Here is a 26,418-nt window from a genome sequence, read left to right as displayed (position 1 = left end):
GGGTGACCTTTCTCTTTCTATTCACAAACAAGAATTTGTCTAGTAAATGATCCTTTTCTTGTAATACAGCGATCTGTAATTTCAAATCCTGCTTCATGGATCATGTCGTCCATTGTCTCCATCGTTACAACGACTACCTTTTTAGCGATGCGGCGTGCACTTGAAAGAATGGAGAGCTGGTCTTCTGGTGTGGCATGCGTAAATAGGTCGTACGGCATATCGATAATGGCAACGTCGTAGTTCTCAGTAATTTCCTCGATTGTTCCTTTTGTGACTGTTCCTTCAAATCCGAAATGTGCGATATTTTTTCTTGTTCCAAGAACTACAAGTGGATTTATATCTCTACCAACGATGTTAATCCCCATAGAAAGTGCTTCTACTACTACTGTTCCAATACCGCAGCACGGGTCAATTGCTCGTACTCCCTCTGGATTTGGTACAGCGATATTTGCAACCGATCTCGCAACACGTGTGCTAAGTGATGTCGAATAACTATGCGGTTTTTTTATGTGATGATACCAAACTGGTTCGCTTTCTACATAGTGCCCGAAGTACCAGCGTCCTCCAAGAGGAACAATCCCGAATACACGCTCTGGATTACGAACATCCGCTTCTCCTTCAATATGCATGCCAAGGTCTCGTTCAATAAGACGTCTTTCTCCATATTCAATTTTATTTTCTCCAACGAGGTCATTGATTTTAACGAAGATAACTTTAAACGACGCCCCCGCTAAATCAATTTGTTCCACTTGTTTTAAAATGCTTTTTAAGTCGTCCCCTTCATACATAACCTCAACGCGCTCTTTCATAAACGCACTTCTACTCGGGTCAATTTTTACATCACTTTTTAAAATATTAACGTGCGACTCCATTCCAAAGAACGAGCGCATTTCCAAGTAACATAAAGCACGCTCCTCCTCACGAAATGCATACGTATATATACAGGCAGGTGTTTTACTATGATTATTCAATCTATTATCATCCTCTATCGTTTAAAATTGTTATGATTACAATTACTCAAATACTTTTTTGTATATAAAATTAAATGATATCATATGCCGGAAATAAAGAGAAACGTTAATAAATAAAAGAGACTGCCAATGGCAATCTCTTATTATTTATTAACGGAAAGAAGACACGTTGTTACCCATTTCTTCATAGTAATCTAAAATACCTTGATAAATAGCTTCCGCTGCATTTTGTCTTTGCGCTGGTGTAGCTATTTTATCTGCATCACTTTTATTATCTACAAATGCTAATTCTGCTAATACAGCTGGCATTGTATTTTCTCTAATTACGTATAAATCGCCTTTTTTCACACCACGATCTTTTGTTCCCAGTGCATCTACAAGACGCTCTTGAATTTTTTCTGCTAGTAAACGACTTTCTGATACGTTAGGATTTGTTCCTCTTGCTGTCGCTGATTCATAGTAGAATGTTTCTGTACCTTGTCCATTTTTCTCTTCCGTGCCATTACCATGAATACTTACAAAAATATCCCCATTATTTTTTTGAGCAAATTCTACACGTTTCTTTAAAGAATCAGAAGCACTTGTTCCTGGACGTGTATCATCTGTACGAGTGAATAACACAGTAAATGGTGTCTTTTTCTCAAATATTTTCTGTAATCGTAATGATACATCTAATACAGTTTCACTTTCTTTCTCATAATAACCTGGATTACCTGAATCTGCTCCACCATGACCTGGATCAATAATAATCGCTTTTCCTTCTAAGAAATTCCCTTGCTTCACTGGATTTAATTGATTTTTATTAACCCATTGGAAACCAGCGCCCATGCGGATACGAATCCAGCTGCCGTTCTCTTCAATAACAGTTACTTGCTGTGCGTTATGTGTTCCCATTACTTTTGATGAAGAAGAAGCTTCTGCATAAGTAGTGAATCCTTCATTAATAACTTCTGTTTTCTCTACTAAAGGTGTCCATTTATCACCGTTACTTGTTGCAATTTTGATCCATCCATCTCGTTCTTCTTTAATTTCAACCGTTTGTGGGTTATGCTGATTCGCACTAATCCCAGAACTTAATGATGGTGCGTGATATGTAATGAATTTTCTATCTATGTACATTTTCTTTGTTTCTACTGGACGATCACTATTCTTGCTAAATTTATCTGTTTGCGCAGTAAGCTGAGCTGCTTGTTCACGCGTAATAGAATCATTCGGTTTCCAGCCATTCTCTGTACCTAAAGAAAGTTTTAATTCTACTAAAATATTAACTTCTTCTTTACCCCAATGATTCTCTAAATCAGCGAATTTTGTAGGAACTGGTCCTGTTACTTTGCTTTTCAGATTATATGCTCTTACAAGCATAGCTGCCATTTCAGCACGGGTTACTTTTCCTTCAGGATCAAATACTCCTGGTTCTCGCCCTTTAATAATATTCTCTTTTTCCATGGCTGCAATAAATGAAGCTGCCCAATTATTTTTTGCATCATTATAAGACGGCTTTGCATTCGGATCTACTTTAGCACCAATTGCTGTTGCGATAATCTTTGCTGCCTGGGCACGTGTTAAATTTCCGTATGGCATAAAGTTACCATCTGGCATACCGTTAATTACATTTCTCTCTACTAAATAATAAATTGCGTCTTTCGACCACGCACTATCTGAAACATCAGGAAATTTCTTCGTTTCTGCTAAACTACTAATTGGATGTGCTAGTAAATTTGCTGCTAATAAACCTGCGGCTATTGCTTTGTACTTCATGAAAAATAAATCTCCTCTCAAAACTTCATATTCATACAATTTTTTTATTCAAGCTAACTAAAAAATATTAACTATTAATTAATTCCTTTCATAGTGTATAACATTATATATCTATAGTAAATACGTTTCCGGCCTTATAACAAAAATCGCATATATATAACTTATAATGAATGTATATAAAATAAAACTTTAATCAACCCACAAATAGCAGGATAAAAAAAACGATTAGGACATGTCTCCTAATCGCTTCGCCAAATAAAAAGCTGATTAAAAATATTATTTTTTATCAGCTCTCTATTATCTATGAAATTATTCTTCAATTAAATTAGACATTACATATGCATACACTAATGCTTCTGTATGCGCAATAGAACTTTCATGTGTACGTTCAAATGCGTGAGAAGAATCAATACCCGCTCCAATTAAAGCATGTTTCACATCAAATCCCGCGCGAATCGCAGCTGATGCATCAGATCCGTAGTATGGATAGATATCTACTTTATATTCAATATGATTCGTTTTCGCAAGCTCTACTAAATGTTTACGCAGTGCGTAATGATACGGGCCGCTAGAGTCTTTTGCACAAATAGATACTGTATATTCATCAGATGTTTGTCCATCACCTAACGCTCCCATATCAACTGCTAAGTATTCAACAGTTTCTTCTGGAATGTTAGAATTACCACCGTATCCAATCTCTTCATTATTAGAAATTAAGAAATGCGTCGTATATGGTAATGTTACGTTTTCATCTTGTAATCTTTTAATTAATTTTAATAAAATCGCAACACTTACTTTGTCATCTAAATGACGTGATTTTATGTATCCACTCTCTGTAATTTGAACGCGCGGATCAAATGAAACGAAGTCTCCTACTTCAATTCCTAATTCGCGTACTTCATCAGCTGAAAATACGCGCTCATCAATACGAACTTCAATATTTTTCTCATCGCGTTTTGCTTCACCTGCATCTTTATATACATGTACAGATGTTTGATGCATTAAAATCGTTCCTGTATACGTCTTGCCACTTGATGTTTCAATTTCGCAATATTCCCCTTCTACAGAGTTCCAGCGAAATCCACCAATCATAGAAAGACTCAGGCGACCATCAGGCTTAATTTCTTTCACCATCGCACCTAACGTATCAACGTGTGCCGTTAATAAGCGGTGCTGCGCATCATTCTTCCCTTTTACCGTTAAAATAAGAGCGCCTTTATTGTTACGCTTCGTTTCTACGTTCCACTCACTGACATAGTTTTCAATGAAATTAATAATTTTTGCTGTATTTCCAGATGGACTCGGAATAGAGACAAGCTCCTTAATCAGTTCCATCGTTTCTTTCGTATGATGTGCCATTGTCGTTTCCTCCTCATTTTCTCTACTATTCAGTATACAAAATTCGCCAGAAAACCTCTACTTATATAGCTTAATTTTCTAAATTGTAGTAAAATTCTTTTTAGTATACAAAAGGAGTCCTGAAATATGAATATATCAAAAAAATATATACACATTGCACTCATTTGGTTTTTAGCATCATTATTTTGTTTACAAATCTCTTATGCCATTCATACTACTACTTCTATTACAATCGGCTGGATATTAACAGCTATCTTCTTCATTATTAGCTTCATTGCAACAAAAAAGCATAGCGTTACTCATTAACGCTATGCTTTTCCTATAAAACTATTCTTCTGAAACGTCTAATAAATAAATACCTCTTTCAAATCCACCGCGCTCTACTTCTTTTTTCTTACGAAGGCGTTCCACATCTTCAATCGATGCACCTTCTGCACGTGCTAATGAAATGATAACTTCTAGCGCATCCGCAAGAGAATCTAGCGCATGTTCGCGTTCTTTCATAGAAGCAAATTCACGAATTTCTTCTGTTCCAATTTTCGCTAAAGCTTGTATGTATGCTTGACCTGTTAATTTTTGTGCTGTATACGTTTTTCCAGACATTAAAATCTTCTCTGGAACACGATCTCTTACTAACTTGTTATATGCTGACATCATTCATCCTCCTATATTTAATAACATCCGAGCTCTGCTTTATAGAAAAACCATTTTTTCTTCACGCACGCACTTAACATATCAATTCCTGATCCATGTGCTCTTACATGTGGAAAGAAATAGTGCTCTAAGTCTTCGTCCTTACCATATAGAGTTTGATACTCATCTGGAATCGCTTCTTTTTTCACATCTTTTTCTTTCGTCACCCCGTCAGAAAATGCAACACTTGGATGTCCCTCAAAAAACAACGCAGTCCGAACTGCTAAAGATGGTGTACTATGCAAAGCAGAATATGTAAGCAAAATAATAGTGATAACACCGATCATTTTCTTCATGTATTACTCCTTAAAAAAAGTGCTAACACAATTATACTAAAATGTGTTAGCACTTTCTCCCCTTTATCCCGAATTAACGAGCTAATAATCAGTGAGGAATGGACAAACTTTATTCCCCTTTAAATGCTGGTAAACGTTTCTCTAAAAACGCAGCAATTCCTTCCTTATGATCCGCTGTTTGTCTCATTGCATATTGACCACGCTTTTCTAATTGCAATGTTTGCTCTAAATTAGAGCGATTTACTTCACATAAAATTTGCTTCGTTTGAATCATTGCTTTAATCGGTTTTTGTGACCATTCATTAATTTTTTGCTTCACAGCCGTTTGGAAATCTTCGCCGATTACTTCATCAATTAAGCCGATATCAAGCGCTTCGCTCGCCGATAATTTCTTGCCTTCCCAAATAATTTGCTTCGTCATATTTTCACCGACGCGCTTTTGAAGGAAGAAATGACCGCCTCCATCTGGAATTAAAGCGATTCCAATAAAGTTCATCGCAATAACAGATGATATATCCGCCATTACATAATCAGCTGTTAACGCAATACTTAACCCAAGACCTGCAGTTGGTCCATGAATTGCACTAATAACAAGCTTTGGCATCGTATATAACGTCACGACAACTTCAGAAATAGTATTCATAATGCCATCAAACTTACTTTCATCATTACTTGAAAGCATCGATTTAATATCCCCACCCGCAGAAAAACCACGGCCGTTCCCGCATAACACAACGATATGCGCAGAACTTTCCGCTACTTCTTTCAACTTTTGTAATAACTCTTTTAATGTCGGCTCATCTAACGCATTTAACACCTCTGGGCGATTGACCATAACCGTTGCAACGTGGCCTTCATATTTCACAACGACAGATTCTGTTTTACTTGTTATTTCCATTATATATACCCCTCTTTTCTCCATAAAGATTATACTTATATAATTATAGAGAACCATTGAAAAATCCTTCTTTTTTCTCAATTTTCTGTCTAATAATCTCGCAATTTGTACATATACCGTATAAAACATACAATTCCGTTGAAAAATATAGAAATTAAAGTCGGTTTATCCATGCTTTTCATCTATTTACCATTACAATGAAATGGTGTATTCTTAAGTTTGATAAAAAAACAAATATTGAAATTCATTCGCCTTACTATGTAAAAAAGGCTTTATACCCATCTTTTGGGTGTTGTAATAAAGGAATGAAGAACTGGAGGAACATATGGTTAATAAGTTGAAACAAACGGATAACTACTTCCCACATTTCCTATTGCTATTCATTGTGTTTCAACCAATTTTAGATTTATTAACATCTTTTTCAATCTATATACTACACATGAGCGCAACAGTTGGAGTTGTAGTCCGTTTCGCCTTTATGCTTCTTGCATTAGGATACCTACTTCTTCATCACAAACAACAAGATGCGAAAAAGTACATCCTCTATTTATGTTTACTCGGAATCGCACTCGCAATCGGTCTTGTAAATAATATGATGGTTAAATCTCCATTTTCATTTGGAGAAGAAGTTAAATTCATTTTAAAGAGCATATATCCAATTGTGCTACTGTTTGGATATATTATCGCCTTTAAAGAGCTAAAAAATAAAGAGTATGTATTTCATAAAATCATTACATATTTCTTATATGCAACTTTAATTTTAAGCATCACAATGATTGTCGCAATGCAAACTGGAACGGATTTCCCAAGCTATCCTCATTCAAAAATCGGTTCAAGAGGTTGGTTCTTCGCTGGAAATGATTTAAGTTCTCTTTTCGCCATTATGTTCCCAATCATTGTCTTATATTCGATTCATAAAACAACTTCTTTCTCGAAAATATATTACTGGATTCCAACAATACTTGCGATGTATGCAAGTATTATGGTCGGAACGAAAGTCGGATATGGCGCAATTGTTATTACATTAGGCGTAGCACTTTTCTTCTCATTCATTGAATATATGATAAATCGTAAAAAAGAAGGAAAAGGATTCACACATATTGTAAATACCGTTGTTGCCGCAGTTATACTAGGAGGTTTAATTGCTCTTACACCGCATACTCCTATCGCAAAAAATATGGGCATTCACATGCAAATATACGAATACAAAAAATCAGTACAAGAAGAAAAAGATCGAAAAGAAGGAAAAGTAATTAAAGAAGATCCAGAAGATGCAAAAAAACATGCAAAAGGTGAACTTACAGATTCTGAAGTAAAAAGTTTAATTTACAGCGATCGCGACAAATTCTTAAAAACATACAAACAGTACTATAAAGACGCACCGCTTTCACAAAAACTATTCGGAATGGGTTACGCTGGTAACTACACAGATAAAATTAAATTAATTGAAATGGACTTCCATGACCTATTTTTCGCATTTGGAATTGTCGGTTTCCTTATTTACTTAATACCACTTCTATACTTTAGTATTAAATTATTCATCCGCATGATCACAAACTTTAAGAAAATCATGACCGTAAAGTATATGCTATTAGCGAGCACACTCATTCTATCACTTGGCATTGGCTTTATGTCTGGCCACGTATTAACAGCGCCAGCCGTTAGTATTTTCTTCATTGTTATTCTCGCTTATATCATTGTTGATTTTGAAATTGAATAAAAAAGAAGGTGCTACGAAATATTAGTAGCACCTTCTTTTTTATTTAATTAATGTTTTACGTACTCTAAGCTTTCTTTTGCGATATACGCTTCTGTTACAGTAGGGTTATCTGAAATAACTTTAACCCACGCTTTTCCATTTATTATTTCTTCACCAGTAACTGTGACAACTGCATTTGTATTTAAACGATACAGTCGCTCATTTGATATACTAGGATTCTTTTTCACTTCCACGTTATTCATCACACGTGCAAGTTTATACTTGTTGTATTCTTTTTTACCCAAATAAGAATCAAAACGGTTCATGTGCCCCGCTACTTTTTTACCCCAGTTCGCATCAGATGCATATTTTGCATTTAAACCAGCAGCTTTATCACCTGTATATGTTGCTGTATAACGCCAATGTCCTGGATTTAAATATCCTTCATTCATGTATAATTTTGCTGCATGTTCAATACAATCTTCTTTTGAATTAAATGCTTCCCCGTTACCATATGGACTATCGTCTGTTGCTTTTAAACCAAATAAATTATTTTTGTCTTTTGCAAGAGCGCTTGTTCCATAATAACTTTCATGAATTGCTAATGAATATAAGAATAATGCATTTACATTATACTTGCTTTCTACTTCTTTAAATTTCTTTCCTAAACCAATTAATGGAGAGTCTGGCTTAATCGATTTCACATAACTATCTAGTTGTTCAGCTGTATAATCTGTTTTCGAACGTAATGATAAATAATTGAAATATTGATAGAAAGTTTCGTCTCCAAATGTCTTTCCATCTACACTATACATTTGCTGTCCTTGCTTCATGAAAGAAGGTGCCACACCATATCTAAATTCTGTATATCCAGGTGAACTTGTATTATATGTATAATATTTATGGTATAAATATCCATCTGATTTCACATAATAAGACGACTGTTTCATTTCATTTGTAGGAATTAAAGTGATTTCATTCTTCTTCACATAACCTGTCAAACCAGAAAGTTGAACTTTCACACGATCTTCGCCAACTTCTAACACTTTCAATTCTGTTCCATACTGAATATACGTATATACTGTTGACAAATTCTCATCATAAATATTAATGATGTTTTGCCCAGTTATTCTTTTCGCACTTGCAAAACCATCTTTAATCCATAAAAATTCGTTCTCGTATTTTACCGCATTCATACCTTTATTTTGAGCAGCCGTAACCGCTTCTTTATACGTATTATAGCGCTCTACTTCTTGCTCTGTTCCGTTTTCTCTTACATTTGTCACAACATATTTCTTAGTTTCTACAGGATTGCTATTTCCGTTTTTTTCAATCGTCTGAAGCATACGATCCAACATAGCTGAAGCCATCCCTCTTGTAGCTGATAAATGTGGTCTAAATGTATTATCTTCTGGATACCCTTTAATAATTTGAGTAGCCACCATAACTTGCACATGCTCTTTATAGTTAATACTATCTTTATCAGTAAAGGTAAGCGGACTTACAGCTACTTTAATATTTTTATAGTCTAACGCTCGCTTTACCATTATCGACATTTCTTCACGTGTAATCACATCATTTGGTGAGAATGTCTCGTTCGTACGACCATTAATAATTTTCGCTCCATATGCTCTACTTACACCATCATATAAACCGTAAGTCTTCGGCACATCCTCAAAATTCGAATCAGCTTTCGGTAAATTTAAAGCCCTTGCTATGAATGTAGCAAACTCTGCTCTTGTTACTAATTTATCAGGCGCATATACATTGTCTCCATACCCCATTAAAACTCCTTTAGTAATAAGTGAGCGCATATGCGTCTCAAACATATGTCCTGTAATATCATCATTTGCCGCATAACTTGAAATAGGAGTTAAAAGTAATGATCCCGTTAATGCCACTGCTGTTATACCTTTTGAAAAAGTCTTCAAGGTTATCCTCCTCGTAATCTACGAATTTATTATCACAAATTTGATTATATAATACTCACAATCATTTTAGCATAATAAATAGGATTTAAAATAAAACGTTTTTTAATTAGAATTTTCATTACATTCAAAACAAAATAAAAGACACTTTACTTTCTTAATAAAGTGCCTTTTTCCATATGATCAATGAGTTTCTTTGTTGCCTGTTTGCCTTGCAACCGAAGCTCATCTATTGTCAATTGTAACTCTTGCTGCACAGTTCCTTGTTGCATTAATTGCTTTTTCGCAATTTCATATAAATATTCAGCACTCCATTCGCCATCCACACTTCCTATAACTGGCTGATTCACTTGACTTAAAAACGAATCAATTTTCGGATCGTATGAAATCCCGACCATTGGAGTTTTGGCTACAGCAGAAAAAACTAGTGCATGAAGACGCATGCCAATTAGTAATGAACATTGTGATAAAATGAATATTTTCTCGTCGATATCCATTTTATATGGAAGCATATACGTCTCTTCTCCCATTAAGTCTACTACTTCACGCGAAGCTTTTTGATCAAATGGCTCATGCATTGGAACAAATAGAATTTGGTATCCTTCTTGCTTTAATTTTTTTAATGCCGCAGCTAATTTTTTTATATAATCTTCTTTTGCATTCCAATAACGCACACTAACCGCGATTACTTTTCCATGTATCGAATGTTTTTGCAACCAATCCGATTGTTTTGTCCGTTTCCATGTTAAAACAGGGTCTGGAACAATTTCAATATCGTTTTTTATGCCAAGTCCTTTTAAATATAAAAACGAATCCTCATCTCGAACTGATACATAGGAAGCTTTTGACAAGTTCCATTTTACTAATAGACGATTATATCCTTTTGTAATTGGACCTATTCCTTGTGAATAAATATAATACGGCTTTTTTAATAATCGAGCGAGTCCCATAATACCCGTATAATATAGAATACTCTTCGTACTTGTCTGATCTTGAAGAAGGCTCCCGCCACCACTAATAACTCCATCACTGTTTTTGATCGCATGATAAACAGCTTTTATATCCCAGCGATCTACCGATTCTACACCATACATTTCCTTTGTATATTTAGAATCATTTGATAGTACTACTAGTTCTATATCCGGGTTCTCTTTACTTAACGATTCAATAATTGATTGTAGAATCGCCTCGTCTCCAACATTATAAAAACCATAATATCCTGATAAGACTAAACGCACCCTAAATCTCCTCCAAAACTAGGTAACCGTTTATTTCATCTAACATAAACTGGTACCCATTCCTTACCTAAACACTTAATACCCTACATAGTTTCCTCTTTATCAGCTCATATGAATTTTAATAAAAAATTAAATTTTTATATTTATCTTTTCAAAAATGGTATTTTTTTTATTGATATCCATTTTAATTTCAAAGCACATACACCATACAAAATGGTTGTAATGCTTAATGCTATACCACTGAATAATAACGTCATAATTCTTGAAGATGTAACATCTATCACATTAAATAGTTCATACAATCCTAGTCCTAAAATAGATGCTATTGCTAGCACACCAAAAAAACTTTTTAAATGAATAGAATAGGCAATATAGCTTCGAATATACAAATGATTTACAATACAAATCAATACGTAAGTAATGAATGTACTATACGCCGCTCCATCTATGCCAAACTTCTGCACGAACATTATGTTTAACACGACTTTCACACAACTCGCACCAATAACTATCCATGCAGCTTGTGCAGAACGGTTAATGCCCTGTAAAACACCTATTGATAATACCATAACCGCAGTAAAATACGAACTGCCAATCATAACTGTTAACATACTACTGCCTTTTACGTCTGTGAACAATCCGACATTTAACGGTACTGTTAATGCCATCAACCATATTGTTAACGGCGCTGTCAAAACATGCGCTAGTCGATTTGTATTTTGAATTGTTATTTTCGCCAAATTTATATCTCTTTTGGCCAATGCGGAAGTTAAGAGTGGTATTAACGGAAATACAATTGCACTTGCAAAAATAACAATTATTTGCGTGAATGCAAAACCGCGACTGTATATTCCAAATTGTTCTTGAATTTCTGTTGATGATCCTTGTAATACATGCGGTATTGTAAGCGAGTCTACTAAATTTAAAAGTGGCATTGATAAAGCTCCGATAGCGATTGGGATCGATACCCTCAATATCTTTTTGCCGTTTTCTCTTAAATCTCGGAGTGAATAGGAATTGCTTTTATTGTAGTATGGACTTCTATTATATTTTATACGCAAATATATAAGCGAACTAATGACTCCAAGAAAAGAGCCAACCATCGCACCACTAGTAATAACAGTATTACTCTTATCCCATGATACTAGTATGTAAGCAATTATTAACATAAAAAACACACGTACAAATTGCTCAATGACCTGTGATACCCCTGTTGGTTTCATATCACCGAAACCTTGAAAATACCCTCTATAAACTGCCATGTATGGAGCAATGAGTAATGCTAATGAAGTAATAAGCAACGGCATTCTAGTTTCTTGTCCACCAAGCATATTTGCAATTTCAATAGAAAATAATACAATGACTAAACAGCCGAAAACGCCAAATGCTATTCCTATAATTGACGCTGATGTAAATAATTTCGCAATTTCCTTTTGCTTATTTTTTTCGTTCAACTCTGCAATTAGTTTCGAAATTGCAAGTGGAACTCCGGCTACCGATAATGTAAGAGCAATCATATATACAGGAAAAACAAGACGGAAAATACCGAGCACTTCATCTCCTGCAATATTTTGTAATGGAATTTGAAAAAAACTACCAAGCAATTTTGACAAAAAAGTTGTAATTGTTAAAATCGCTGCTCCTTTTACAAATGTTTTATTCATATTTTTTCTCTTTTCTTTTATACATATACTCTCAAACATATTGTTTTAAACGATAGGGATTCACTTTATCCCATTGGTTATCATAACAAATTTATTATAGGTTGAATACTTGGTTTTTTTTACAAAATAGAAAAGAGAACCAATTCACGCCTATCTCTTCACACTCTAACTTCTAATTCCTTCCATTATATGTACACATTATAACTGTTTTCTTTACTCAAAAAGAGCTCTTCTCTATCACTGCAGTACATATTACTAAAAACATTATAAGAATATCCCACAACTCTACATTATAATGTATGTAAAATTGTGAGATATTCTAATTACCATCTAAACACTTAAGATTTTCAATTGTTCTTTCTGTTCATCGCTTGCCATTACTATGATTGTTTTTTCAATACTCGGATGTACTTGCTCAAGCTTTACACTTGCTCCTACTTTATTTGATTGCTCAACAAAATTTAATAATGCCATAGCTCCTGATACATCCATATAACGCACATCTTTCATACGTAAAACAACCGGTGACTTCACATCTTGTAAAGTAGAGAAAATACGATCTACTGATAGGAAAGAGAGCGGTCCTTGAATTGTGTACGTTTCTTCTTTTTCTTTTACGATAGAAGCTTTGCGTTCTTTACATTTCACTATATATATGATGAACGAAAGAATAATACCGAATGCAACAGCAATCATTAAATCGAACTTCACCGTTACAATCATCGTTACGAGCATAACAACGACATCACCTTTAGGAGCGACATGCATCTTTTTCATGCTTCCCCAATCGAACATTCCAATACCAGTTAAAATTAAAATACCTGATAATACAGCAAGTGGAATATATTGTACGACCGAACCAAGACCCATAATAAAAATGAATAAGATAACACTATGCATACATGCCGAAAGTGCCGTTTTACCGCCACTTCTTATATTCACGATAGACCTTACAGTCGCACCTGCACCTGCTAATCCGCCAAACAATCCGCTCATCATATTACCGATACCTTGTCCAACGAGCTCTTTATTACTTTTATGACGTGTACCTGTCACATTATCCATTACGACCGATGTTAACAACGAGTCAATCGATCCTAATAAAGCAATACTAAGCGCTGGTAAAATAAGTGCTGCTATTCCTGTTCCACTTAAAGATGGAATATGAAGCGTAGGCATCGCTTCTGGAATGGTTCCAATCTTTTCAATTACTTTGTTTAATGAAAGATTTCCGATAATCGGTAAATTTACTGTAAGTCCTTCGAGTAGGGAAGAAAATAAAGGTAGCAAAGCTGTCACACCGACTAGTGCTACTAAACTAGACGGAATCGCCTTAATCCATTTACCAGAAACAATCATTACAATAATCGTTAACACAACAAGTAGAAAACTATTTTGTACGTGCTTTATTTCGCCTAAAATAATGATTAATGCAATACCATTCATAAATCCTGAAACGACAGGATACGGAATATATCGAACGTAAGAACCGAGCTTACATACACCGAATAAAATTTGAAATAACCCTGCCATCATAAAGGCAATAAAACTTGCCTCTAACCCGTGCGTCGCAATAACTCCTGTTGCGATAACGGTAATTGGTCCAGTTGGCCCCGTTACTTGCCCAGGTGTCCCGCCAAATAACGCTGCGAATAAACCTGCAAAAATCGCACCATACAATCCAACAAGCGCTCCCTCAGACGTTCCTGTCGCAGCAATACCAAATGCAATCGCAAGTGGTAACGCAACAATCGCAACAGTAAATCCTGCTAAACATTCCTTTGCTATTTTTTGAAACATAAAAAAACCACCTTTGTATAAAGTCCATGTTCCATTGTACACCTAAAAAGATACATTCGTTAGCTCACTTTTTACATTCTCGTGACGTAAACGTATTCAATGAAAAGTTTCCCCCTTATCTTTGGAAACAATTGCAACTATGCTATAATGAACAAATTAAATCTTTTACTATATACTTGGAGGCACTATGCTAACTTTTGAAGAAAAATTATCGATTATTGAATCTTTCCCAGAACTAGAAAGAAAGAACGTATCATTAAAACGTGTAAACTTCCACTTTGAAGAAAGTCGTTTAGATAAAAAGAACGTTGTATTTCATTTACACCCAAATGGAAATGGATTTGTGTATGCAAGCGGTATTAAAGGTTACAAAACGGATGATAAAGGTATGGTTAACATCCGTGAGTTTTCAGCAGAAGAGTTACGTTCAGTAATTGAGAAATCAATTGACCTTCTATCACAAGAAGAAGTAGTAGCACCTGTAGAACCTGCGAAAGAAGAAGAATGGCAGAACGAAGATGGTCATATTCTTACTCTTATTTCAGAGGATGACATGTGGAACGTGTACGCTGGTGTAAACTTAGACGGTACATTCAACTCTTATCCAGAAGCTGCGGAATACCTTGATGAAGAAGGGTTTTCACGTAAATAAAAATAGAAACCTATTTCATTGAACGACTTTTATAGTAATCAAAAAAGACACTTAAGGTGTCTTTTTTTGTTATATAAACTCCTTTCTCACACTAACTCTATTAATTTTCATAAAATGATTCAGAGGAGGTTTATATGAATACAACTGCTAAATTAATAAATTGGAAAGAACATGGCGATATGATTATTCTAGAATGTGAATTAAATGGAAAACGCTTCGAGATATCAACATATAAACAACGAATATATAATGCACACCTTTTATCAGCTGACGTTTATATTCGTTTAGATTCATCTGATAATATAATTGGAATAAATATCTATAAAAAGTAAGAAAAGCCCACTATTCCGTAAGCGGGCTTTATCTTTATTACAAAATGTTAGAGTATACTCTCTTTTTTTCATACAGTTTATGTAATTATACATATTCATTAAAAAATACACTAAATGAATATTACATGTAGTAAAATATAACTTGTGGGCACGTTCTATAAAGCAGATTCTTTTAAAAGGCGTAACATATCAATTATTATAGGGGATGTGGCGTCACTTCGATATTGATCTCAAATCTCTTGTCTTTTGTGAACTAACAATCTAGTGTATATAGACGATTCTGCTTTATAGTGTGTGTTTACACTCATAACAAAGGGGTAATGGTAATACGGATAGATTCCGATTCGTATGAAATGAAATGGTTCAAGTCGGAGAGAGGCACCTTAAGGTGTCTTTTCTTTTTGGACATTACATCCATTTTGTTTTTCCACCTTATTTCAAATGCGCTAATTAACCTTCACCAAGAAGAAATGAGAATTAAGTAAATATAAAGTGACTGATATTCACTTAATTCCCAACCTCTACAAAAGAACAGGACATTTAAGAATTAACAAAGATATTGTTTCTTCTGTTTAATCTCTTACAGAAAAAGAGACGAAAACCCCATAGATATGGGGTATCCTTCATTTTCTATTTTTTCGCACCTTTCAGTGACTCCCTCAGCACAAACTTCTGCAACTTCCCGCTCGCATTACGCGGAAGTTCATCTACAAATAAATAATGACGTGGACGCTTATAATCTGCTAATTCGTCACTTTCTTTGCAATACGTTTCTAAATCAGCTTCTGTTATTGTTTCATCTTTCTTCACAATAACTGCCACAACACGCTCTCCCCATAATTCATCTGGCTCACCAAGTACCGCCACATCTAATATACCGGGATGACTATGAAGGAAATCTTCAATTTCACGAGGGTAAATATTTACGCCACCGCTAATTACCATATCATCAACACGATCTGCAACGAATAAATAACCATCCTTATCAAAGTATCCTAAATCACCAGAATGATACCATCCTTTATACATCGATTTTTTATTTGCCTCTTCGCGATTATGATAGCCAGCCATCATAGTTGGGCCGCGTAAAATAATTTCTCCTACTTCATAAGGAGGTAATACATCATCTGGTTCTGCCGGTGCATCCTCGTTCGGTTTCACAATACGAACTTCATGACTAAAGCATGGTGTGCCTGCTGAACCAGCTTTCGTAATTTGATCCTCCTCTACGAGAAATGCCACAACTGGTCCCATTTCTGTCATTCCGTATATTTGAACAAGGTCAATATAAAGACGTTCTTTACATTCCTTCACTAACGCCGGTGCCATTGCCGCTCCGCCATATATACCGATTTTCATTGAAGTTAAATCATACTGAGTTAAATCTTTTTGCAACAACATATTCCACATCGTCGGTGCTGCAAAGAACGTCGTAATCTTTTCTTCTTGAATCGTATGTAATACTGTGTCTGTATCAAAATGATGTAAAATAATATTCTTCCCACCAACTTGAATGCGTGGTATGATTCCGGCATTTAATTCACCACAGTGATATAAAGGCGCAACAACAAGCCCAACGCTATCTCTATTATATTTTAGGAAATACGTACAAATCATACTATGCTCAGCCATTTCACGATGACGATGTAACACGCCTTTCGGATGACCTGTCGTACCGCTCGTATAAAGCATAGAACAAAAATCCATTTCATCAATTTCGATATTTACTTTCTCAGAAGATGCTGCATTCACTTTTTCATGGTAGGAACTTGCATAGGAAGGTTTGTCGTTTTCTATAGACCAAAAAGATGTATTTGGAAAATCTCTTTCAATTATAGCAACAGTTGACTCAACTGCTTTTTCAAAGACAACGACTTTCGAGGATGCGTCCTGAAGAATATAAGATACTTCTTTCGCCTTTAAGCGAAAGTTAATCGGGTTAAAAATTGCACCAATCTTCGCACAAGCTAAGTAAACGTTTACAAATTCATGACAGTTATATAAGTAAACAGATACTGTATCTCCCTTTCTTACTCCGTCTTCTAATAAAGCGTGTGCCGTTTTATTTATTTGTTCATCCCACTGTTTATATGTCCAGCGAATATTTTTTTCAGGTTCCACTAACGCCTCTTTATTCGTATACTTACCAACAGATAAATCAAAAATTCTCCCTATCGTCATGTACATGCCAACAATTTCCCCCTTTTCTCTTTCATAAATCTATCATTTCGTCTATAAGTAGACATTGTCCTTCAATGTTTTGACTAATTTTTCTGATTATTATCGACATAGTTTTACATACGATACCACTAGACGGTAAATGAAATTATATCGGCGATTTTTCGAATATATCGACTTACCGACAAAAACTGACAAGATATAATCGGCCCCCGTTACTGCAGGATAAAAAGAGGTTGTTCCGACTCGGAACAACCTCTTTCTTCTTATGCGAATAGCTCTTCTAAAATTTTCAATTTATCTTCTGTATATTTTACAAAGCCATCGTTATATGATTTTGGATCTTTCGGATTCGCGAAGTGCGTAATTGCCCCCGTCTTCGGATGAACAAATTTACTTGATGCACCGCAACCAAGTCCGATAATTGATTGTACTTCTTCCATAATGACAATGTTGTAAATACTTTCTTGCGTCGGCATTGCATAACCAACGTTCTCTAAGTTACCTAAAATATTCTTTTGACGATATAGGTAATATGGTACGTAATTATGCTTTTGCGTCCACTCTTCTGCTTCGTGCATCATCGCTGTAATTTCTTCGCGACCTGCTACTTTATATTTACGTTTGTTTTGCGTCATTTCAGAAGCACGTTTAAATGATAACGTATGAACTGTTAATGATTCTGGCATTAACTTTTCTGTTTCATCTAACGTATGCTTGAAGATATCTAACCCTTCACCAGGAAGACCAATAATTAAGTCCATATTAATATTGTTCATTCCCATTTCACGAGCTAAATGGTATTTCTCAATTGTTTCTTCTACAGTATGATGACGTCCAATTGCTTTTAGTGTCTCTTGATGATATGACTGCGGATTAATACTAATACGGTCAATGTTCCATTTATTTAACACTTCTAGCTTTGCTGGCGTGATCGTATCTGGACGACCTGCCTCAACTGTTACTTCACGTACATTTTTCACGTCTGGGAACGCTTCGTACATTTCTTCATACAGCATATCCATCTCTTCTGCTGTAATACTTGTAGGTGTACCGCCGCCATAATAAATCGTCGTAACTTTCACACCTTTTTCTTTTAAAAACTTACCAATTTCACGAACTTCATAATGTAAACCACCTAAGAACGAATCAACAGACCCTTGGCGTCCATTAATCGCATAAGCCGGGAATGTACAGTATGCACATTTCGTTGGGCAAAACGGAATACCGATATAAATACTTACTTCTTCTTTCAAACGGTATAAATCCGGAACAACTGCTAATTGGCAATCAACAATACGCTGAAGAAGTTCAATTTTCTCTTCATGAATTAAATAACTTTCACGAAGTTCTTGATGCGCTTCTTCTTTTGACATACCATTTTGAAGCATTTTATGAAGAAGTTTCGTCGGACGTACTCCCGTTAAAATACCCCAGCTTTGTTCAAGTCCAGTTAACTGCTGAAGAACAGAAAGATATACATAAGAAACAACGTGCTTCACTTGCTTCATACGCTCTTTTTCATCTGTGAAAGCAGATAAATCTTTCGAGAATGTTTCTTCATACACATTTCCTGTGCTAACATCCGTTAATCGAGCGGATGCTTTCACATTATCCTCAATGTGTATATCAACGATCAGATTCGCTTCCTCTTGTTCAAATCCAATCGTACTATCTTCAAAAAATAAGCCGCCAATATTTTGTAGCGGACGTAAAAAACGATCATCTTGTAACGTTTTAATTGAAATTAACACATTATCACCTTTTCATTTGCAAACTCTCTTTAGTTTACTTGAAGGGCGTTTACAGGTCAATACAGAAGGTTTTACCTGTTTCTCTTACATTTTTTCAAATAATTCTTTTTATGAATATCGCTCATGTATATAGACATCATGATTTTCTCTTGTTAAAATTTATTAGTACAAAAAATCGTTACATAGCGAAAATACAATATATAAAGGAGGAATGTTAACACTAGATTTTATAATCTAATGTGTTAAAAAAAATATGAAAAAGAAATTTTATAGTGTATTAACTCTCTCTCTTGCATTACAAACTGTTCTTGCACCTACTTATTCATTTGCAGAGAGTGCTGAAAAATCCGCCGAAGTATATACGGAGGATCAAGTTTTTAAAAGTATTAAGGAGCATGTTAATGAGCATAGTACTCATGAAGAAGATATCGAGGTTACTGGCCAATTCCTACTATACACTTCAAAAAAACATTCATTATATACCGCGAATGATTTAAAAAACAAATCGAATATCGAGATTACAGAACAAGTCGTAACGGCGACAAAGAAAAAAGGAAATGCTTACTACATAACGACGCCAACTGGCGCTGGATGGATAGATAACAATGATAATAGCTTAGAAGTTCAAGAGATTCATAAACTATCTAACCAAAAATTAATCGTAAAAGAAGAAGCTTCCATACATGCCCTTCCGTTCCAATCGTTTAAAGAAGAAGGGAAACTAGAGCCACAAGTCATTACTCCTACTGAACAAGCTGGAAATTGGTTTAAAGTCCAAATAAACGAAACAGCAAAATGGATTTATGCACCTTCTGCTACATTTGAAGGTACAAAAGCTTCATTACTAAAAAACAGTCGTACTGCTAAAAATAGTTTATTGAGAGCTCCGGAAGCTCTACAAACAAACAATATTTATGGCGTTACATTTAAAGAAATGATTGTCCCAAAAGGAAATGACGATATTCGCCCTGGCTACCCGATGGTACCTAAATATATTACGATTCACGAAACGGCTAATACAGCGAAAGGTGCTAATGCTCTAAATCATGCAAAATTCTTAGATAACCAAGCACGCGGAACAGCTGATCGCGCCGCATCTTGGCATTTCACAGTAGATGATAAAGAAATTTATCAACATCTTCCGGTAAATGAAGTTGGATGGCATGCTGGAAATAAAACTGGAAACTATGAATCTATCGGAATTGAAATTGCCGTTAATCAAGATGGAAACTATGAAAAAGCGGTAGAAAATGCCCGTAAATTGGCAGCTTATTTAATGAACGACTTAAATATTTCTCTAGATAAGGTCCAAAAACATCAATTTTGGTCAGGAAAAAACTGCCCTGCGTTTATGATTCAACGCGGACAATGGAATGCTTTCTTAAAAGGAACTGAAACATACTATAAGGAAAACCAAAAAAATCCCGTAACTGATGACATTACAGGTGGATGGTATGAACAAGACATTCGTCAATTAGCAGCTAGAGGCATTATGCAAGGAGAAGGGAACGGCAAGTACTTCCCAGAACGTCTTGTAACGCGTGCTGAATTTGCTACATTAATTACTCGTGCTTTACAATTACCAAGTGGAAATGCTAAGTTCACAGACTTAGAACAAGTACACCCATCTTTAAGAGACGGTATTAATCGTGCAGCAAGCGCAGGTATAATCCGCGGACGTGGTGATAATACATTTGATCCAAATACTACAATTACACGCGAAGAAGCTGTTATTATGATCGATCGTTCTCTAAAACACGCTGGTATTTTTGCAAAACAAGTTGAACTACCATTCGTAGACCAAAACTTAATTTACGCTAAAGAAGAAGTACAAAGAGTGTATGGATATGGAATTGTAAAAGGTAATGAATTTAATCAATTCGTACCAAAAGGACCATCACAACGTGCACACGCAGCTGCATTTATAAACAGAATGCTTAACGTAATTGAAGCTTAAAATATTTATCATTCCATATAGATATTTTCATTTTATCTGTATTCACTTAAAAAGGCATCAGAGATTATATATCTCTGATGCCTTTTATACATCTTTTAACTATTTTTAGCCATGAATCTTAAACGTATTCCTAGTAGCAGAAGCATAAAACCGATGAATGGAACGTAATTCGTATTGTGTCCTGTAGCTGGAAGTTGTTGATTATTAGAAGAACCTTGTCCTTTTTCTGGTAAATTAGGTTTTTCTACTCCCTCACCTGGCTTTTCTGTTCCTTCACCTGGTTTTTCTGTTCCTTCACCTGGTTTTTCTGTTCCTTCACCTGGTTTTTCTGTTCCTTCACCTGGTTTTTCTGTTCCTTCACCTGGTTTTTCTGTTCCTTCATCAGGCTTCTCTGTTCCTTCACCTGGTTTTTCCGGATCTTTATCTGTATCTTTTTTATTTGTAATTTGAAGCTTTACAACTTCAATTTTTTCATTAGAAATCGTAAATTTCATTTCCTTATCGGATAAAGTATATCCTTCTGGCGCTTGGATTTCTTTTAAAGTGTAATCTCCTGGTTCTAACTTCTTAGAAGTCGCTTTACCGCTCTTATTTGTTGTTAATGTGTCGATTTTTATTCCGTCTTTCCAAATTTCAAACACTGCGCCTGCTAATGTTTTATTTGTATTATTAGCATCTACCTTTGTAATTTCTAATTGACCTGTAATTTCTTCTTTCACTTTTTCATTCATAACTTCTTGTTTTACTACTTCATTTGCTACAACATTTACTTCTACTCTTACTTCTAACGCTTTATAACCTTCTGGTGCTTTCGTTTCTTCTAACGTATACTTTCCTGGCACTAAGCTCTCGAATTTCACAACGCCGTCTTTATTCGTTGTTTTTGCTTCTCCAACTACTTGACCACTTTCGTTTTTCAATCTGAATTCCGCACCTGCTAGAACTTTTCCACTCTCTGCATCCTTTTTGATTACTTGTAAGCTTCCTAGTTCTTTTGCGTTTTCTATTTGTACTTCTACTACTTTGTCTGCTTCCACAACGACTTCAATTTCTTCTTTTAACAACTTATATCCTTGTGGTGCTTTCGTTTCTTTTAATTTGTACTTTCCTGGCTCTAATTTCTGAGAAATTACTTTACCAGTTTTATCTGTTCGTAACGTATCTACTTTTTTACCATCCTTATACACTTCGAATTCTGCATCTGATAATACTTTCGTTTTATCTTGAGCATCTACTTTTACGATTTCGAATTGCCCAAGGCTCTTACCGTTCGTTACTTTTACATCAATAACTTTTTCACCGTCAACTGTTACATGAATTATTTGTTTTGTTAACTCATAACCTTCTGGTGCTTTTGTTTCTTCTAACGTATATTCACCTGGCACAAGTCCGTCTACTTTAACCGTTCCAGACTTATCTGTTGTAATTCCTTCTTTTACAACATTTCCTCTCGCATCTTTCAATGTAAATTCTGCGCCTGCTAAGCGTTTCGTTTGATCTTTATCATCCATTTTAATAATTTGTAGAGAACCTAAGATTATTTCGTTTTCTGCCTCTACTTTTACTACTTCTTTCTCGTTTTGAATTGTTACTTTCCATTCTTTATTTGAAAGCTTGTAGCCCGCTGGTGCTTTCGTTTCTTTCACTGTGTATTCACCTAACGGTAATTTTGGTGACATCACTTTTCCACTCTCATCTGTTTTCAGTTCCGCTACCTTCTTACCACCTTTATACACTTCGAATTCTGCACCTGATAACAATTTCGTTTTATCATTCGCATCTACTTTCACGATTTCAAATTGACCCGTTACTTTTTCATTCGTAACTTCTTGTTTTACTACTTCGTTCGCTACAATGTTCACTTCTACTGTCACTTCTAGCGCTTTATAACCTTCTGGCGCTTTCGTTTCCTCTAACGTGTACTTTCCTGGCACTAAGTTTTCGAATTTCACAACACCGTCTTTATTCGTTGTTTTCGCTTCTCCAACTACTTGACCAGCTTCATTTTTCAGTTTAAATTCTGCACCTGCTAGAACTTTTCCACTCTCCGCATCCTTTTTGATTACTTGTAAGCTTCCTAGTTCTTTTGCATTTTCTACTTGTACTTCTACTACTTTGTCCGCTTCCACAACGACTTCAATTTCTTCTTTTAACAACTTATATCCTTGTGGTGCTTTCGTTTCTTTTAATTTGTATGTTCCTGGTTCTAATTTCTGAGAAATTACTTTACCTGTTTTATCTGTTCGTAACGTATCTACTTTTTTACCATCCTTATACACTTCGAATTCTGCGTCTGATAATACTTTCGTTTTATCTTCCGCATCTACTTTCACAATTTCAAATTGACCTGTTACTTTTTCGGGGATCTTTTTATTCACTACATCTACAGTCACTACTTTATTAGCCTCTACATCAACAGAAACTGAACTAGATGATAATTCATATCCTTTCGGTGCTTCTACTTCTTTTAATGTATAGCTTCCAACTGGAAGTTGTTTCGATAAGGCTTCACCTTTATCATCTGTAACAATTGTTTCCACAACTTTCCCATCTTTATCGATAACATCAAATTTTGCACCTGGTAGAAGTTGACCAGATTCACTATCTTTTTTCAATAATTTAAATTGGCCATTCTCTACTTTTTTCGTATTCTTCATAACAAGTTCAATTACGTTTGTATTATCAATTGTTACTTTGACTGGTGTATCAACTTTTATATATCCTTCTGGTGCACTTATTTCTTTTACAAAATAGTCACCAAGTGGTAAATCTTTAACTTCCGCAATACCCTTTTCGTTTGTTGTAACAGTAGCCACAACGTTATTATCTTTGTCTATAACATCAAATTTTGCGTCTTTTAAAACAATGTTTTTATCATTTTCATCAACTTTTTTAATTTGTAAATGTCCTTTTTCGGCTGCTGGTTTATTCCACTTTGGCCAGTTAAATTTAAAGTTATGAACCTCAAAACCATCTCTTTGGTGTAATCCTCCAACATAGGCTTGTCCATTAATAGAACCACCTTTTGTTTCTACAACTGCATTAGGTGCAAACACACTACCTACTACACCATAACCTTTAGTTGTTATCTTTGTAGCATTAGGAAATACCCAAATTACCTTACTAGCTAACTCAGTAAAAGATGAATTAGGGTCGTATGCTTGAGATGTATTAATTAAATCCGTCGCCATCCCAGTATTTCTTGTATCATACAAAATTGCACCGCCACCAAAGCTCACTTCTTCTGCATCTGAATAAATAACAATAAAGTCTTTATTCTCTACATTCGGAAGAAAAACGTCTTTTACATCAAATGCTTTCTTTCCCGTCTGGCCTGAAGAGACATAAATATTAGGGTTGTTTACATCTTCACCGATTCCAAAGCTCATATTAGGTTTTGGCTTATCAGTGTGTAGTTTACTTGCATCCCCAATTACACCATCAACGTCTTTTCTAAATTCTTTAAACTTAGCATCAATCTCCGCTTGCTCTTTATAAGAGATACGGTCATATGACGTTTTCATTGCGCCATCTGGGTCACCGTCTTTTGTCATCGCCACTGTTCCATCTTGAATAATTACCTGTCCTGCTCCCGCTTTCGTAAATTGACCGCCTAGTAATAATGATGGATATCCTTCATCTACCCAAGTTGCTCCAGCTAAGTTATTTGCTCCAGTTGCAGCCGCTACGACTGTATAACTTGATGCGTTCATATTTTTCTGAACAGCCATCGCACCTTCAATATCTGCACTCGTTGCACTATGATCTCCAAAAATGATGGCGTTGTAATAAGATACATCACCTAAACCTTTTAATTCTGTTGTAGCTGCCTCTGCTTTAAATGGTAAATGGATTAAAAAATTCATACATATTAGTAATACAACTATTAAACTACTACTTAACTTTTTAATTTTTTGATTAAATGATTTCCTCAAGAATTTCATTCCCCCTTTTAAACTTCCTAAAATCACAAAAAGAAGCACATTTCATATGTACCAGGTCTTACTCACATTAACTTAAAATAATCCATTTAAATAAAACAAAGGAACGTTACAACTACTTAATAAAATTACTACAATTCATTTTTGAAATAATACGTGAACTAAACTGTCATGCGGAAATACTTTTACGTATGGGAGCCCAATAAAATTAATCTGAAGAATATTTCATGTGGTGTAACTGTTTTGGCAACATCATTCACTTTACATTAGTTTTCTAAAGGATTCAAGTGAATTGTATGGATTTTATACACAATTAACATTTAAAAACGTTTTCATTCCTTTTAATAAGCTCAACAAAAAAACGTAGCCAAAAAGCTACGTTTTTCTTTCATCGTTTCGGTGTATTTTTATGATTCTTCAAAAACGGAAGCGGGAATTGCTTACGGAAATGCTCTTTAATCATGTACTCTACACCGTTCTCACTATTTGAACGTGTAATCCAATCTGCTGCTTGCTTTAACTCTACAGGCGCGTTCCCCATCGCTACACCAAGTCCCACGTTTTCAATAACCTCTAAATCTTCCATACTATCTCCAATCGCAACCATTTCATTTAGCGAAATATTTAAATGCTCTCCAAGCAATTGTAATCCGCGTAACTTTGATACATTTTGCGGCAAGATTTCTATTCGTTTTGAATCACATTCAACATACTCTACGTCTTGGAATGCTTTTCTTAATGTATTTAGCCCGCGTTCTTTTTCACCTTTACTTTGGAAAAGAACATCAATTTTTGGCGCCGCTACCGGATGGTCACGAAGCGCGTCACCTAACGAATCTACAAATTGAACTGGATAAAATAACGGATCTGCGCTTGATAATACAGTGCGCGCAATTAAGTTTGGTGTATTTCTCTCACGATTTCCTATCGAAAACCGTTCATGAGAAATACGTACGTTACAATCAAAGTGCTCTAACACTTGCACAATGTTAAAAGTCTTCTCTTCAGATAATCTTCTTTGAACGTACGGCTTATCTAACGTTGCTGAAACGAAAGCACCACCATGTGTCACTAATATAGAATCTAATTTTAACGCCTTTGCTACTTTATGAGCGGATTGAAAATTACGGCTCGTAAATAACGTAACGTATACATCTTTTCTTTTCACAAATTCAATTGTTTCTCTTAATCCTTTTGCAATTTTTCCATTGTTGTATAGTAGTGTCCCATCTATATTAAGAGCTAGTAAGCGATAAATCATGTCGCACTCCCCCTCTTCGCTGTTGTACTCTATCCATAA

The 26,418-nt window shown here is 35.2% G+C and carries 19 protein-coding genes; 5 read left to right on the top strand and 14 right to left on the bottom strand.

Annotation, left to right across the window (positions count from 1 at the left end; translation table 11 throughout):
• Positions 1–17: 17 nt before the first annotated feature.
• From ACS2FK_RS05510 to ACS2FK_RS05500, 3 genes are all read right to left on the bottom strand, one after another.
• Positions 18–971 carry a TRM11 family SAM-dependent methyltransferase gene (locus tag ACS2FK_RS05510; RefSeq protein ID WP_063546579.1) on the bottom strand — a complete coding sequence of 318 codons (954 nt, stop codon included), beginning with the start codon at positions 969–971 and terminating at the stop codon, positions 18–20.
• A gap of 150 nt (positions 972–1,121) precedes the next feature.
• Positions 1,122–2,729 carry an N-acetylmuramoyl-L-alanine amidase gene (locus ACS2FK_RS05505; RefSeq protein WP_000875328.1) on the bottom strand — a complete coding sequence of 536 codons (1,608 nt, stop codon included), beginning with the start codon at positions 2,727–2,729 and terminating at the stop codon, positions 1,122–1,124.
• Between the two features lie 309 nt (positions 2,730–3,038).
• Entirely contained in the window at positions 3,039–4,088 is a 1,050-nt protein-coding gene (locus tag ACS2FK_RS05500; protein ID WP_000930086.1) for a M42 family metallopeptidase, read from the bottom strand.
• 126 nt (positions 4,089–4,214) lie between these two features.
• Between ACS2FK_RS05500 and ACS2FK_RS05495 the strand changes: the two genes are divergently transcribed.
• Positions 4,215–4,394: a hypothetical protein gene (locus ACS2FK_RS05495; protein ID WP_001027083.1), complete on the top strand. Its 180-nt coding sequence runs from the start codon at positions 4,215–4,217 to the stop codon at positions 4,392–4,394.
• A gap of 21 nt (positions 4,395–4,415) precedes the next feature.
• Here the strand turns inward: ACS2FK_RS05495 and ACS2FK_RS05490 are convergent, their stop codons facing one another.
• From ACS2FK_RS05490 to ACS2FK_RS05480, 3 genes are all read right to left on the bottom strand, one after another.
• Positions 4,416–4,742: a nucleoside triphosphate pyrophosphohydrolase gene (locus ACS2FK_RS05490; RefSeq protein WP_001277348.1), complete on the bottom strand. Its 327-nt coding sequence runs from the start codon at positions 4,740–4,742 to the stop codon at positions 4,416–4,418.
• 17 nt (positions 4,743–4,759) lie between these two features.
• Complete coding sequence (locus ACS2FK_RS05485; RefSeq protein ID WP_000738198.1) at positions 4,760–5,077, bottom strand: hypothetical protein; 318 nt, start codon at positions 5,075–5,077, stop codon at positions 4,760–4,762.
• Positions 5,078–5,186: 109 nt separating this feature from the next.
• On the bottom strand, positions 5,187–5,999 hold the full coding sequence (locus ACS2FK_RS05480; RefSeq protein ID WP_003269647.1) for an enoyl-CoA hydratase: 813 nt from the start codon (positions 5,997–5,999) through the stop codon (positions 5,187–5,189).
• 301 nt (positions 6,000–6,300) lie between these two features.
• Here ACS2FK_RS05480 and ACS2FK_RS05475 point away from each other — a divergent pair, with 301 nt between their 5' ends.
• Positions 6,301–7,695, top strand: coding sequence for an O-antigen ligase family protein (locus ACS2FK_RS05475; RefSeq protein ID WP_063546577.1), 1,395 nt, complete (start codon positions 6,301–6,303; stop codon positions 7,693–7,695).
• A gap of 47 nt (positions 7,696–7,742) precedes the next feature.
• On the opposite strand, the gene ACS2FK_RS05470 is transcribed toward ACS2FK_RS05475, so the two are convergent.
• From ACS2FK_RS05470 to ACS2FK_RS05455, 4 genes are all read right to left on the bottom strand, one after another.
• On the bottom strand, positions 7,743–9,605 hold the full coding sequence (locus ACS2FK_RS05470; protein WP_000847495.1) for an S-layer homology domain-containing protein: 1,863 nt from the start codon (positions 9,603–9,605) through the stop codon (positions 7,743–7,745).
• A 146-nt stretch (positions 9,606–9,751) separates the two neighbouring features.
• The gene (csaB, locus tag ACS2FK_RS05465) at positions 9,752–10,840 is read right to left on the bottom strand and encodes a polysaccharide pyruvyl transferase CsaB (protein WP_001241597.1); all 1,089 of its coding nucleotides are present in this window, start codon (positions 10,838–10,840) and stop codon (positions 9,752–9,754) included.
• Between the two features lie 143 nt (positions 10,841–10,983).
• Positions 10,984–12,504, bottom strand: coding sequence for a putative polysaccharide biosynthesis protein (locus ACS2FK_RS05460; protein WP_001044014.1), 1,521 nt, complete (start codon positions 12,502–12,504; stop codon positions 10,984–10,986).
• Positions 12,505–12,834: 330 nt separating this feature from the next.
• Positions 12,835–14,304, bottom strand: coding sequence for a SulP family inorganic anion transporter (locus tag ACS2FK_RS05455; protein WP_000486667.1), 1,470 nt, complete (start codon positions 14,302–14,304; stop codon positions 12,835–12,837).
• A gap of 187 nt (positions 14,305–14,491) precedes the next feature.
• Between ACS2FK_RS05455 and ACS2FK_RS05450 the strand changes: the two genes are divergently transcribed.
• On the top strand, positions 14,492–14,956 hold the full coding sequence (locus tag ACS2FK_RS05450; protein ID WP_000954998.1) for a hypothetical protein: 465 nt from the start codon (positions 14,492–14,494) through the stop codon (positions 14,954–14,956).
• A gap of 134 nt (positions 14,957–15,090) precedes the next feature.
• The gene (locus ACS2FK_RS05445; RefSeq protein WP_001098258.1) at positions 15,091–15,288 is read left to right on the top strand and encodes a hypothetical protein; all 198 of its coding nucleotides are present in this window, start codon (positions 15,091–15,093) and stop codon (positions 15,286–15,288) included.
• Between the two features lie 630 nt (positions 15,289–15,918).
• On the opposite strand, the gene ACS2FK_RS05440 is transcribed toward ACS2FK_RS05445, so the two are convergent.
• A complete protein-coding gene (locus ACS2FK_RS05440) occupies positions 15,919–17,475 on the bottom strand; it encodes a fatty acid--CoA ligase (RefSeq protein ID WP_063546575.1) in 1,557 nt (518 codons plus the stop codon).
• Positions 17,476–17,732: 257 nt separating this feature from the next.
• Complete coding sequence (locus ACS2FK_RS05435; RefSeq protein WP_000908776.1) at positions 17,733–19,220, bottom strand: coproporphyrinogen III oxidase; 1,488 nt, start codon at positions 19,218–19,220, stop codon at positions 17,733–17,735.
• Between the two features lie 253 nt (positions 19,221–19,473).
• Here ACS2FK_RS05435 and ACS2FK_RS05430 point away from each other — a divergent pair, with 253 nt between their 5' ends.
• A complete protein-coding gene (locus ACS2FK_RS05430; protein WP_063546573.1) occupies positions 19,474–21,177 on the top strand; it encodes an S-layer homology domain-containing protein in 1,704 nt (567 codons plus the stop codon).
• Positions 21,178–21,272: 95 nt separating this feature from the next.
• Here ACS2FK_RS05430 and ACS2FK_RS05425 read toward each other — a convergent pair whose 3' ends face one another.
• Both ACS2FK_RS05425 and ACS2FK_RS05420 read right to left on the bottom strand, forming a co-directional pair.
• The gene (locus tag ACS2FK_RS05425) at positions 21,273–25,112 is read right to left on the bottom strand and encodes a SpaA isopeptide-forming pilin-related protein (RefSeq protein ID WP_438899336.1); all 3,840 of its coding nucleotides are present in this window, start codon (positions 25,110–25,112) and stop codon (positions 21,273–21,275) included.
• A gap of 394 nt (positions 25,113–25,506) precedes the next feature.
• Positions 25,507–26,379, bottom strand: a complete 873-nt coding sequence (locus ACS2FK_RS05420) for a Cof-type HAD-IIB family hydrolase (RefSeq protein ID WP_000640419.1) — start codon at positions 26,377–26,379, stop codon at positions 25,507–25,509.
• Positions 26,380–26,418: the final 39 nt, after the last annotated feature.

The organism is Bacillus cereus group sp. BceL220 (assembly GCF_051776965.1).
In the GTDB taxonomy this organism is placed as follows: Bacteria; Bacillota; Bacilli; order Bacillales; family Bacillaceae_G; genus Bacillus_A; species Bacillus_A cereus.
This window is presented reverse-complemented; position numbering and strand designations above follow the sequence as displayed.